The organism is Streptomyces sp. NPDC046727 (assembly GCF_040645635.1).
Lineage (GTDB): Bacteria > Actinomycetota > Actinomycetes > Streptomycetales > Streptomycetaceae > Streptomyces.
Map to the genome: position 1 here is coordinate 264755 of NZ_JBEYYR010000001.1, position 12504 is coordinate 277258.

Annotated in this window: 12 protein-coding genes; 7 read left to right on the forward strand and 5 right to left on the reverse strand. The window is 69.2% G+C overall.

What is annotated here, in order from left to right:
- Nucleotides 1-125 precede the first annotated feature (125 nt).
- The 4 genes from ABZ937_RS01220 (at nucleotide 126) to ABZ937_RS01235 (ending at nucleotide 2318) form a co-directional block, all read left to right on the forward strand.
- A complete protein-coding gene (locus ABZ937_RS01220; RefSeq protein ID WP_361684342.1) occupies nucleotides 126-587 on the forward strand; it encodes an ATP-binding protein in 462 nt (153 codons plus the stop codon).
- A 200-nt stretch (nucleotides 588-787) separates the two neighbouring features.
- Nucleotides 788-1639, forward strand: coding sequence for a helix-turn-helix domain-containing protein (locus ABZ937_RS01225; RefSeq protein ID WP_361684344.1), 852 nt, complete (start codon nucleotides 788-790; stop codon nucleotides 1637-1639).
- Between the two features lie 77 nt (nucleotides 1640-1716).
- Nucleotides 1717-2064 carry a hypothetical protein gene (locus ABZ937_RS01230; RefSeq protein ID WP_361684346.1) on the forward strand — a complete coding sequence of 116 codons (348 nt, stop codon included), beginning with the start codon at nucleotides 1717-1719 and terminating at the stop codon, nucleotides 2062-2064.
- A 71-nt stretch (nucleotides 2065-2135) separates the two neighbouring features.
- Entirely contained in the window at nucleotides 2136-2318 is a 183-nt protein-coding gene (locus ABZ937_RS01235; RefSeq protein WP_361684348.1) for a hypothetical protein, read from the forward strand.
- A gap of 85 nt (nucleotides 2319-2403) precedes the next feature.
- Here the strand turns inward: ABZ937_RS01235 and ABZ937_RS01240 are convergent, their stop codons facing one another.
- The 5 genes from ABZ937_RS01240 to rpsL form a co-directional block, all read right to left on the reverse strand.
- The gene (locus ABZ937_RS01240; protein ID WP_361684350.1) at nucleotides 2404-5442 is read right to left on the reverse strand and encodes a glycosyl hydrolase 115 family protein; all 3039 of its coding nucleotides are present in this window, start codon (nucleotides 5440-5442) and stop codon (nucleotides 2404-2406) included.
- Between the two features lie 264 nt (nucleotides 5443-5706).
- Nucleotides 5707-6900, reverse strand: a complete 1194-nt coding sequence (tuf, locus tag ABZ937_RS01245; protein ID WP_361684352.1) for an elongation factor Tu — start codon at nucleotides 6898-6900, stop codon at nucleotides 5707-5709.
- A 156-nt stretch (nucleotides 6901-7056) separates the two neighbouring features.
- Nucleotides 7057-9183, reverse strand: coding sequence for an elongation factor G (fusA, locus tag ABZ937_RS01250; protein WP_361684354.1), 2127 nt, complete (start codon nucleotides 9181-9183; stop codon nucleotides 7057-7059).
- 39 nt (nucleotides 9184-9222) lie between these two features.
- On the reverse strand, nucleotides 9223-9693 hold the full coding sequence (rpsG, locus tag ABZ937_RS01255) for a 30S ribosomal protein S7 (RefSeq protein WP_003998848.1): 471 nt from the start codon (nucleotides 9691-9693) through the stop codon (nucleotides 9223-9225).
- Between the two features lie 2 nt (nucleotides 9694-9695).
- Entirely contained in the window at nucleotides 9696-10067 is a 372-nt protein-coding gene (gene rpsL / locus ABZ937_RS01260; RefSeq protein WP_003948652.1) for a 30S ribosomal protein S12, read from the reverse strand.
- Nucleotides 10068-10548: 481 nt separating this feature from the next.
- Here rpsL and ABZ937_RS01265 point away from each other — a divergent pair, with 481 nt between their 5' ends.
- The 3 genes from ABZ937_RS01265 to ABZ937_RS01275 form a co-directional block, all read left to right on the forward strand.
- Nucleotides 10549-11310, forward strand: a complete 762-nt coding sequence (locus tag ABZ937_RS01265) for a Crp/Fnr family transcriptional regulator (RefSeq protein ID WP_361684356.1) — start codon at nucleotides 10549-10551, stop codon at nucleotides 11308-11310.
- 182 nt (nucleotides 11311-11492) lie between these two features.
- Nucleotides 11493-12302: a hypothetical protein gene (locus ABZ937_RS01270; RefSeq protein WP_361684358.1), complete on the forward strand. Its 810-nt coding sequence runs from the start codon at nucleotides 11493-11495 to the stop codon at nucleotides 12300-12302.
- Nucleotides 12299-12504, forward strand: a 206-nt coding sequence (locus ABZ937_RS01275; RefSeq protein WP_361684360.1) for a hypothetical protein, incomplete at its 3' end; no start/stop codon positions are given. The genes ABZ937_RS01270 and ABZ937_RS01275, both read left to right, overlap by 4 nt.

The following is a 12504-nucleotide window of genomic DNA, read 5'->3' on the forward strand; positions in this document are numbered from 1 at the left end:
GCGCGCACTCGTACCCGGTACAACGCCTGAGACAGCCGAGACAGCCGAGACAAAGCAAAGACAGTCACTGTACGTGCAGGCATTGCCACTCACCCATGGAAGCAAGCTCGGCCACGCTGAGTGACGTGATTCAAGAAACCACCGTCCCCCACTTCACGGCGCTCCTGTCCCCCACGCGTCGCGGCGCCCGCCTGGCCCGGCTGCTCGCCACAGAGCAACTCCGCGCCTGGGGACTCCCGTTGGACGCGGCGGAGCACATCGTGGCCGAGCTGGCGGCCAACGCCGCGACGCATGGCAGGGTGCCCGGAAGGAGCTTCCGGCTCACGCTCTACGTCGTCGGCGACACACTCCGCATCGAGGTGACCGACACGCGGGGTGACCGCCTACCCCGACTCACATGCCCGCCCGATGAGGCCGGATCAGGTCGCGGACTCGTGCTCGTGGCGGCCCTCGCCGACCGCTGGGGCGTCTCGCCGGGCCGGACTCCCCGCAAGACCGTATGGGCCGAGATCACCGTCCCGACACCGGAACCCGGCTGCCCGTGCTCCGGTGCGGCGGGCGGTCTTTCCCAAGGAACACCAGGGTGAAAGAACCCCGCCAAGCCCCACCCCTCCCGCCCACGGCGCACACTCACCCGTGAGGGTGAACATCGCCAACTTGGTTGGATTTGGGGCTGGTTGTCTGTCCTACGCTCAGCGCGACACAACCGCAGACATACGTCGGCCCTCGCCGGGAGTAGCGATCCCAGTGCGAGGGCCTGACCACCAAGGAAGAGATCAGCTTCCCGATGGATAGCCAGCACCCTAGCGTGCCCCCGCACGCCCAGTCCCGCTTTGCGGGCAACAAGCACCCGAACCGGGGCCCCCACGGCGGACTCGTCCACGAGCACACCCGCCACACAGCCCGTTTCACGGTGATCGGCAACCACCTCACCCAGCACGCGAACCTTTCCCTCCTCGCCATCGGTCTGGCCTGCCACATCCAGTCGCTGCCGCCCGGCGCCCGCGTCGACATCAAGTCCCTCGCCGCGCGCTTCCCCGAGGGCGCGACCCGCATCGCCGCCGCCCTGCGGGAACTGGAGGCCGAGGGCTACCTGCGCCGCGAACGCGCACGCGTCCCCGGCGGCCGGATCGTCACCCGCACGATCTCCTGCAACCAGCCGGGACGCGGGGACGAGGCGTCCGAAGCGCCACACGCCCGCCGCGTGCAGAAGCCCGCACGCCGCACCGCCCTCCCCGCCGTACCGAAGCCCGCGTACCCCTCTCCCGTCCTCCTCCGGGCGGCCACCGACGTCCTCGCCGGCCTCCGCCGCACCGACCCCCGCCTGCTCCTGTCCGCCACTGAGGCCGAGCACCTCGCGCCCGGTGTCGCGGCCTGGCTGGAGCGGGACCTCACCCCCGCCGCCGTACGCCAGGCCCTCACCAGTGACCTGCCACCGGAACCCCTGATCCGCCCGGCCGCCCTCCTGGCCCACCGCCTGGCGGCCAAGCTCCCGCCCCTACCGCCGTACCGCGCGCCCGAACCGCCCCCGGCCGTCCGGCACCCCCTCCAGACCTGCGACAACTGCGACCGCGCGTTCCGCGCGCCACACCCCGGCCACTGCCGCGACTGCCGAACCGATCTCCCAGAAGCTGCCTGATGGAATCCGCCGCGCTGACGCCCCGACTCCACCAGTGGGTCCCAATACCCTGGCCGGGGCACCCCCTGGAGGACGACATGAGTACTCAGGCCGACCACGGACACGAGCTGATCCCTCGTCCCGCTCAGACACCTGACGCCCTGCGCGCGGCCCTCGCCGTCGTGGCTCCGGCCCGCCTGCAGGAGATGCAGGCCACGAAGGACGATGCCTTCGCCAAGGCTGTCGAATGGCAGTCCCTCAGCCCTGTGCAGAGCTGGGTCCTGACCTGGGCCCGAGACATCGAGATCGCCCGTCGCCCCGACCTGTCCTTCCGCTATGCCCGCGCGCGGGACAACCTCGAACACGAGGACCCCGTCGTCGCGCAAGCAGCCCTGAAGGAGCTGAGCGCCGTTCTCGAGGTAGCCATGAAGGCAGTCCGGACGTGAGCTGGAAGTGAGAGTACGCATTCGGCGCGGAGGAAGCCGCCCGCACCGCTCCCGCCGCCTTTCTCGCCAGTGTGGCGCAGAAGGCGGACGAACTCGTCAGAGCCGCCGAAGCGCTCTACATCCACGGCCCGGACTATCAAGGGGCCGACCGGAAAGGTGGTGATGTCATCGTCCCGGGCGGCATGTTCACGTACCAGATGGTCGTACGCAGCGAGCGGGTCTACATCGTCCAGATCACCTGTCTGGGATTCTGAGCCGCCCGCCGGGCAGCTCACGGCAGCTCGGCCAACGTCCGCTGGGATACCGATGGAGCACCGTCGACCTCAGCACCTCCGCCTGCTACACCCTCCGGCTCTCCCCCGGCCCCAGATACAGCTCCGGCAACCCGCCCGTGTCGATCAGCAGTCGCTGCACCACCACCGTCGGGTCCACCATCCAGAACTTCAGCCGGTGGACGCCGGGTGACGCCACGGAGTGGCGGGTCGCCGTGCGGTTGACGTTGTCGGAGGTGTTGCGGGCCCACACCGTGTTCAGCGCGCCGTCGTCCGCGCCGGCCGTGATGTCGACCGTGCGGATCGGGCCGTCGTCGAGGGAGATCCCGTAGCGCAGGCCCGTGACCCCGGGGAGGGACGGGTTGCGTGGGGAGAGGTGGGCCCAGACCGTCACCTCGCCGGGGGCGGACAGCAGGGTCACCTCGTACTCCAGGCGTGGGGAGGAACCCCCCGGAGACACACTCGGACGGGTCACCGGCCAGGGGGTCATGCCCGCCCCCGTACGGCCGATGCCGTCCAGCCGCCGCCACTCCCCCACCGCCCGGTCGTAGTGCTCGGCGTCGATCGCCACATAACCCCCGGCCTCCACGAAGCCCCGCACCTTCACACCCGACGGGCGCTCCGCCACACAGCGCACCGGCACCGACGTCCCGGCCCCGCGCACGGTCAGCGTCGCCTCCGCGCGGCCGGAAGGAGCCTTCGACCAGTCCACCTCCACCTCCAGCCGGACCTGCTGCTCCACCCGGCCTCGGGGGCGGCCCACCCGGAGCCAGGGCGCCGAGACCGAGACCTCGTAGGGGAAGGACGTACGGCCCCGGTTGAAGATCTCCACGTACTGCTGGGGCCGGGTCTGGTAGGGGCTGAACGGCGGCAGGACGGCCTCGCCCGACGCGCCCCCCGGCCACCACTCCCCCGCATCCTCCGCCCCGTCCACCGACACGCCCAGCTCCGCCGCCTCCGGCACCTCTATGCGCCGTACCGCGGGGAACAGCACGTCCGGCAGGGCCACGTTGTCCTTCTCCGGCTGCTGCCAGCCCGCGTTGGGGCCGTAGCGGTCGACGTCGCCGTAGTCGATGTGCGGCTGGGTCTGGAAGCCCTGCCATTTACCGTCGGCCACCCGGGAGTCGAAACGGTCGGCCAAAGAGAAGTCCCTCGCCAGGGCCGCTTCCGCGCGGGCCGCGCGGTCGTTCGTCGCCGCCCGGCCCTGCTGGGCGTACAGCAGGTTCGTGAACTCCGCCTCCCGCAGGGCGTAGAGGTTCGCTGTCGCCGTGACCGCGTAGCCGGCCAGTTCGAACCACGTGTCCCGCAACTCCGCCGGCAGTCTGCGTTCGACGCGTTCCGCGCGGCGGCCCAGTTCGCGCCACTCACCGGTGACCCGTTCCAGTTCGCGGTGTGCGAAGTAGTACGGGGTCTGCCGGTCGTCGTAGACCACCTGGTCGCCGGAGCGGGTGATCCGGCGGTTCAGCAACTCCGGTTTACGGCGGGCCTGGAGGCGGCCGTACGACGCCAGCAGTGACGCGATCTCCGCCGCCTGTGCCTCGCCGAAGTTCTGGCGGGCGTAGCGCTCCTCCCATGCGCCGAGGCGCTCCAGGGGCCAGGCGTCGGGGTTCCAGGCGTAGGTGAGGAAGAACTCCGCCGGCACCTCGTTCCCCTTCAGGTCGCCGACGTTGGCCACCCACAGGCCGTGGTTGCCGTAGGCGTGTGCCTGGTGGAGCTGGTCCCAGACGTTGCGCAGGTTGGCCGTGTCGACCCACTTGTAGTTGCGGCCCGCGCCGACGTAGTCGAAGTGGTAGTAGAGGCCGTAGCCGCCCTCGCGGACACCGTCCGGGTGTTTGCGGATGTTGCCCCAGTTGTCGTCCGTGAGGACCACCGTGACGTCGTCGGGTGCGCGCAGGCCGCGGTCCCAGTAGCGCTGCACCTCCTTGTACAACGTCCAGACCTGCGGGGTCTCGGCAGCCGGCCGCCCCGTCACCTCCTCGATGATGCGGCGCTGGTCGGCGATGATCTGCTCCATCAGTTCGATGCCGTCGCCGTCGGGGAGGCCGGTGTCGCCGTTGCCGCGCATGCCGAGGGTCACGACGCCCTCGAAGCCCTGGTCGGTCATGCGCTGGATGCCGGCGCGCCAGTACGCGCGGACAGCGTCGGCGTTGCGGCGGTACGACCATTCGCCCGTGCCCCCGTAGGGGTCCGTCCCGGAGCCCGCGTGCCGGTTCCACTCCTCGATGCCCCGCATCATCGGCGCCTCGTGAGACGTGCCCATGACAATGCCGTACTCGGCCGCCCGCTGGTGGTTCTCCGGATCGTCCTCCGCGAACGCCCGGCCCCAGACCGCCGGCCACAGGTAGTTGCCCTTCAGGCGCAGCAGCACCTCGAAGACCTTGGCGTAGAAGTCGGCGTTGAAGCCGCCGGGGTGGCCCGGTGCCTTTCCGGGGCCGAAGTACGCCGGCGCCCAGGTCCCGAGCGCCGGGTTCTCGTCGTTGAGGAAGATGCCCCGGTACTTCACCGCCGGGGTCCCCTGGGTGAAGCGGCCGGCCTTCACCCACACCGCGCGGCGCCGCGTCGGCGGTACGTCGTCCCACCAGTGCCAGGGCGAGACGCCGATGCCGTACGAGACGTCGTACGCTCCGAAGATCGTGCCCCGGGGATCGCTGCCCGCGATGACGAACGCCCGCTCCACACCGGGCAGCGGCCGGTCCACGACCGTCTGCAGCGAGGTCTCCCACCTGCCGCGCACGCCCGTGACGTCGAGCTTCCCGGACCGGACCAGGCCGTCGATCAGCGGGCTGCGGCCGATCGTGCCGAGCAGGACGGGGAAACGGCCGATCGTGGTGCCGGGGCGGACGCCCGTCACCCGCGCGAGGTCGTCCCGGAGGTCACCCGCGACCCGTACGACTCCGGGGTGATCCTCCGGGCTCACCACCACGGGCGCGCCGACCAGGGAGAACACCCCACCGGTGAACGAGATGTACGTCCCCGGGTCCGTCACCCGCGGCCCCCCGCCGGCGGCGGACGCGGCCCCCGACACCGGCCCCGACACCGCGGCCAGCCCGGCGCCCAGCACCGTCCCGCCCAGGACCGTCCTCCGGCTGACCTGCCCAGACGACATACAGCACCCCTCCAGCTCCCCAGCGTTCCCTATTTGCTCAGCGGCATGACAAATACTGGGGTGAGGTGGTGCCGGGGGGAACGGGTCGTGCGCGCCGAATAGTTTCGAGCCCGTGCGCCGAGGGCCTGGTGTCAGGGGCGGGCAGTAGCCTCCCCATGCAGTGAACCACCCCCGGACAAACCGAAGAGGCCCGTACGACCGGAGTCGTACGGGCCTCTCGTAGGTCGGAGACCTCAGGTCAGGTGACCCTCAAGCAAGCGGAACTTACTTGTTGATCTTGGTGACCTGGCCGGCGCCCACCGTGCGGCCACCCTCACGGATGGCGAACTTCAGGCCCTCTTCCATGGCGACGGGCTGGATGAGCTCCACCTTCATCTCGGTGTTGTCACCCGGCATGACCATCTCGGTGCCCTCGGGGAGGGTCACCACGCCGGTCACGTCCGTCGTACGGAAGTAGAACTGCGGACGGTAGTTGTTGAAGAACGGCGTGTGGCGGCCACCCTCGTCCTTGGACAGGATGTAGGCCTGCGCCTCGAACTCGGTGTGCGGGGTGACCGAGCCCGGCTTGATGATGACCTGGCCGCGCTCGACGTCCTCGCGCTTGATGCCGCGGAGCAGCAGACCGACGTTCTCACCGGCCTGGCCCTCGTCGAGCAGCTTGCGGAACATCTCGATGCCGGTGACCGTGGTGGTGGTCTTCTCGGTCTTGATGCCGATGATGTCGACGGTCTCGTTGACCTTCAGGACACCACGCTCGATACGGCCGGTGACGACCGTACCGCGACCGGTGATCGTGAAGACGTCCTCGATCGGCATGAGGAACGGCTTGTCGACGTCACGCTCGGGCTGCGGGATCGCCTCGTCGACGGCCTTCATCAGGTCGAGGACGGACTGGGTCCACTCCGAGTCGCCCTCAAGAGCCTTGAGCGCGGAGACCTTGACGACCGGAACGTCGTCGCCCGGGAACTCGTACTCGGAGAGCAGCTCACGGACCTCGAGCTCGACGAGCTCCAGGATCTCCTCGTCGTCCACCATGTCGGCCTTGTTCAGGGCGACGACGATGTACGGAACGCCGACCTGGCGGGCCAGGAGCACGTGCTCCTTGGTCTGCGGCATCGGGCCGTCGGTGGCGGCGACCACCAGGATCGCGCCGTCCATCTGCGCGGCACCGGTGATCATGTTCTTGATGTAGTCCGCGTGACCCGGGCAGTCGACGTGGGCGTAGTGACGCGCCTCGGTCTGGTACTCGACGTGCGCAATGGAGATGGTGATACCGCGCTGACGCTCCTCGGGCGCCTTGTCGATGTTGTCGAACGCGGTGGCCTCGTTCAGGTCCGGGTACGCGTCGTGCAGCACCTTGGTAATGGCGGCCGTGAGGGTCGTCTTACCGTGGTCGATGTGACCGATGGTGCCGATGTTGACGTGCGGCTTAGTCCGCTCGAACTTCGCCTTCGCCACTGGGGTCCTCCTGTGGAGTGGTTCTGTACGCCTTACTTCATCGGCGCCAGGTGATCTTTGCTGTTAAGTCCCGGAACCCGGGGCAAACATCCGTGTTTGCGGCTGTTTGCCCCGTGAGGCTCCGGAGTCAAGCCTAAAGCGTGGGAACGCGGTGCGTTACTCGCCCTTGGCCTTCGCGATGATCTCCTCGGCGACGTTCCGCGGAACCTCGGCGTAGGAGTCGAACTGCATCGAGTAGCTTGCGCGACCCGACGTCTTGCTGCGGAGGTCGCCGACGTAGCCGAACATCTCCGACAGGGGCACGAGGCCCTTCACGACGCGGGCACCAGCCCGCTCCTCCATGGCCTGGATCTGACCACGGCGGGAGTTGATGTCGCCGATGACCTCACCCATGTAGTCCTCGGGCGTGGTGACCTCGACGGCCATCATCGGCTCAAGGAGCACGGGCGAAGCCTTGCGCGCGGCCTCCTTGAAGGCCTGCGAGCCGGCGATCTTGAAGGCGAGCTCGGAGGAGTCGACCTCGTGGTACGCACCATCGTGCAGGATGACGCGGACGCCGGTCATCTCGTAGCCCGCGAGGATGCCGAACTGCATGGCCTCCTGAGCACCGGCGTCGACCGAAGGGATGTACTCCTTCGGGATACGGCCACCGGTCACCTTGTTCACGAACTCGTACGAGGTGTCGCCACCCTCGAGCGGCTCGATGCCGATCTGCACCTTCGCGAACTGACCGGTACCACCGGTCTGCTTCTTGTGGGTGAAGTCGACGCGCTCGACGGCCTTGCGGATCGTCTCGCGGTAGGCCACCTGCGGCTTGCCGACGTTGGCCTCGACCTTGAACTCACGGCGCATACGGTCGACCAGCACCTCAAGGTGCAGCTCGCCCATACCACCGATGATGGTCTGGCCGGTCTCCTCGTCCGAGTGGACCTGGAAGGACGGGTCCTCCTCGGCCAGGCGCTGGATCGCGACGCCCAGCTTCTCCTGGTCGCCCTTCGACTTGGGCTCGATGGCGACCTGGATCACCGGCGCCGGGAAGTCCATGGACTCCAGGATGACCGGGTTCTTGTCGTCGGCCAGCGTCTCACCGGTGGTGGTCTGCTTCAGGCCCATGACGGCGACGATGTCGCCGGCGCCCACCGACTCGATCTCCTCACGCTTGTTGGCGTGCATGCGGTAGATCTTGCCGATGCGCTCCTTCTTGCCCTTGACGGAGTTCAGCACCGAAGAGCCGGACTCCAGGCGGCCCGAGTACACCCGGACGAAGGTGAGCTTGCCGAGGTGCGGGTCGCTCATGATCTTGAACGCCAGCGCGGACAGCGGCTCGTCGTCGGACGGCTTGCGCTTGACGACCGTCTCCGGGTCCTTGACGTCGTGGCCCTCGATGGCCTCGATGTCGACCGGGGAAGGCAGGTAGCGCACGACCGCGTCGAGCAGGGGCTGAACGCCCTTGTTCTTGAACGCGGTACCGCAGAACACCGGGGTGATGGTGGTGCCGGTGCCCTTGCCGGAGGCAATCGTGATACGACGGATCGCGGCGTACAGCTGCTCCTCGGTGGGCTCCTCGCCCTCCAGGAACAGCTCCATGATCTCTTCGTCGTTCTCGGCGACGGCCTCGACCAGCTTGCCGCGCCACTCCTCGGCGGCCTCGACGTGGGTGTCGGGGATGTCGACGACGTCGTACATCTCACCCTTGGTGGCCTCGGCGGACCACACGAGCGCCTTCATGCGGACCAGGTCCACGACGCCCTTGAAGTCGGCCTCGGCACCGATCGGGAGCTGCATGACGATCGGCTGCGCACCCAGGCGGTCGACGATCATGTCGACACAGCGGTGGAACTCGGCACCGGTGCGGTCGAGCTTGTTGACGAAGCAGATCCGCGGAACGCCGTAGCGGTCCGCCTGACGCCACACCGTCTCGGACTGGGGCTCAACGCCGGCGACGCCGTCGAACACCGTCACGGCACCGTCGAGCACGCGCAGGGAGCGCTCCACCTCGACGGTGAAGTCGACGTGACCCGGGGTGTCGATGATGTTGATCGTGTGGTCGACGTTCTCCAGCGGCCAGTGGCAGGTGGTGGCAGCAGAGGTGATCGTGATGCCACGCTCCTGCTCCTGCTCCATCCAGTCCATGGTGGCAGCGCCGTCGTGGACCTCACCGATCTTGTACGACACACCGGTGTAGAACAGGATCCGCTCGGTGGTGGTCGTCTTGCCCGCGTCGATGTGGGCCATGATCCCGATGTTGCGGACCTTGGCCAGGTCAAGTGAAGTGGTAGCCATAAGGCTTCAGTCTTCTCTCGGTCTCGATGTGGGTAGCGACTACCAGCGGTAGTGCGCGAAGGCCTTGTTGGACTCGGCCATCTTGTGCGTGTCCTCACGCTTCTTCACAGCGGCACCGAGGCCGTTGGACGCGTCGAGGAGTTCGTTGAGCAGACGCTCGGTCATGGTCTTCTCGCGACGGGCGCGGGAGTAACCGACCAGCCAGCGCAGCGCCAGGGTGTTGGCGCGGCCGGGCTTGACCTCGACCGGCACCTGGTAGGTGGCGCCACCGACACGGCGGGACTTGACCTCAAGGGTCGGCTTGATGTTCTCAAGAGCGCGCTTCAGCGTGATGACCGGGTCGTTGCCGGTCTTCTCGCGCAGGCCCTCCATGGCGCCGTAGACGATGCGCTCGGCGGTGGAGCGCTTGCCGTTCAGCAGCACCTTGTTGATCAGGGAGGTCACCAGAGGAGAACCGTAGACCGGGTCGATGATGACCGGGCGCTTCGGGGCGGGGCCCTTACGAGGCATTCTTACTTCTCCTTCTTGGCGCCGTAACGGCTGCGAGCCTGCTTGCGGTTCTTGACACCCTGGGTGTCGAGCGAACCGCGGATGATCTTGTAGCGAACACCCGGCAGGTCCTTCACACGGCCGCCGCGCACGAGCACGATGGAGTGCTCCTGCAGGTTGTGTCCCTCACCCGGAATGTAAGCGGTGACCTCGATGCCGCTGGTCAGACGCACACGCGCGACCTTGCGGAGGGCCGAGTTCGGCTTCTTCGGGGTGGTCGTGAACACACGCGTGCAGACGCCACGACGCTGAGGGGAACCCTCGAGTGCGGGCGTCTTGTTCTTCTCGACCTTGTCCTGCCGGCCCTTACGGACCAGCTGCTGGATCGTAGGCACTACTTCTCCGGTTTCTGTGTGCCGATGGGTACAGCTAACCTGGAACGTCGCCGACCCACGCGGTCGGGTGTGTCGAATCCGGCGGGCTCCCGCCGCAAGGCGAAGAGGGCGCAGATCACGGTGGCCGGTCGCGGCTCGCTGTGCGGTTTGTAGGCACGCACAAGAGCCAGGGCACACCCCAGGCACAAGGTCTGAGCGTACCTACCTCACGGACTTCGGTCAAAACAAATGGAGGCGCTCCCGACACGCCGGACTCCCCACCTCGCCTCCTACCACGAGGTGCACGCCCGCGCGGACCGCGGCCGTCACGGCGCCGCCGCGCCCCGGCGTCACCGCGCAGTTCCGCTGGGTTCCCCGGCCGGATGGAGATCATTTCCTGTCGATGGCCGAATAGTGCTCTTTCGGGACGGGTCGATGTCCGCGTTCAGTACGTTGATCCGTCCGTCGCGAGGCACGGACGAATGAGGCCCGGGGGAGAACGATGACGAGGGTGGCGGTGCATTCTCGGGACGGCGAGGGTCTGGACGACGGAGGTCTGGACGACCGGGTGCCCTTTCTGGCCCGGCTGGAGGGAGAGGACCGCTCGGCGCTGCTGGCGTCCGGCCGTGAGCTGGCCTTCGCACCGCGCATGGTGCTCATCCACCAGCACGAGCCCTCCTCGCACGTCCTGTTCCTGGTGCACGGCTGGACCAAGGTCACGGCCTCCGCGGCCAACGGCTACGAGGCCCTGCTGGCCCTGCGCGGCCCCGGCGACATCGTCGGCGAGTCGGCGGCGCTCACCGGGCGCCCGCGGTCGGCGACGGTGACCGCGCTGGAGGCGGTGCGGGCGGTGGCCGTGGAGCACGAGCGGTTCCGGGCCTTCCTGAGTCGCTCCCCCGCCGTGTCGTTCGCCCTGCTCGGCCTCACCGCGGACCGCACGCGCGCGGCCGACCGGCGCCGGCTGGAGTTCGCCTCGATGAACGTCCGGGAGCGCTTGGCCGTTCTGCTCCTGGACCTGGCCCGCACCCACGGCCGCCGCACGACGGAGGGCATCGAACTCGCCGTACCGCTGAGCAAGCAGGAGCTGGCGGGCTCCGTGGGCGCGTCGCGGGAAATGGTGCAGCGGCTCCTCAAGGAGCTGCGGGACAAGGACGCCGTCGCCACCGGGCGCCGCACGCTGCTGATCCGCCGCCCGGACATCCTGCGCCGCATCGCCGGCACCGGCCGGGCCGCCCCCGGAATTCCGGCGCCGCCGGGGGCGTGAGCGGGGCGCGAGGCGAGGTCCCGGGAGGCGTACGTCCGTAAGCCGCCCCCCGCTGCGCATCCCCATCCCCACGAGCCCTTCTGTGCACACGGTCACACTCCGAGTGCGTCATCCGCCCTCACCGCTCCCCGCACACGAGCGCCACGCTGCTGCCCGGCACCGCAACCCGGCGAGAGGCGACCATGACCCCCCACCCCGTGAGCCGCACGATCCTGCTGCTGGACATCGAGAGGTTCAGCGACCGGGACGACGTGGAGCAGGCGTATCTGCGGCGCATGCTCTACGACATCACCGACCGCACGCTGGAGAGCGCCGGCATCGACGAGACGCTGCGGCTGCGGGCGGACCGCGGGGACTCGGTGATGGAGCTGATCGAGGCGAGCGCGCCCGTCACCCAGCTGCTGCGAGCCGTGCTCACGGAGGTGCCGGCGCAGCTGCGCGCGGTCAACCGGATGGCGTCCAGCTCCGCGCAGATCCGGCTGCGCGGAGTCGTCGCCTCGGGCTGGGTCTCCGTCGACGAGCGCGGCGGCTGGGTCGGCTCCGACCTGAACGACGCCTGCCGGCTGCTGGACGCCCAGCTGCTGCGCGCCGCCCTGCGGGAACGCGCCGACGACTTCGCGCTGTGCGTCTCGGACGCCCTGTACGCCGGGGTCGTACGGCACGACCACACCGGCATCCCCAAGGCGGAGTTCCACGCGGTGACGGTGGACAGCAAGAACGGCCCGCTGCCCGCCTGGCTGCACGGACCGCTGCCGGCGGGCGCGGCGGACCGGGACCACGGTGACACGGGGGCGGGGGCGGCGTCGGGCGGATCGGGGGTCCGCCCGACGCCGGACCGGGAAGCCCTGGGGCCGGGCGTGGTCTTCGGCGGTGCCGCCACCATCGGCGGCGGCACGGTGAGCGGTGACCAGAACAACGTCACCGGCAACCGGATCACCGGCGACGTGAACATGGGGTCGGGCGGCGCCCGCAGGCGGGGTGACGGCTCGTGAGCACGCCCGAGCAGCAGTCCCCCGCGGGCGGCGGCCCCGCCCCGGACCAGCCGCCGGCCGACTCCGCCCCGGCGGACGAGGCCCGGACGGACGGCACGGACGAGGAGTCCGAGGAGCGCGACCAGCCGCAGGACGCCTGGTCGGCCCGGCGGGACCTGGTCGACCACAGCCCACGGAGCATGAGCATCGGCGCCCGGGCACG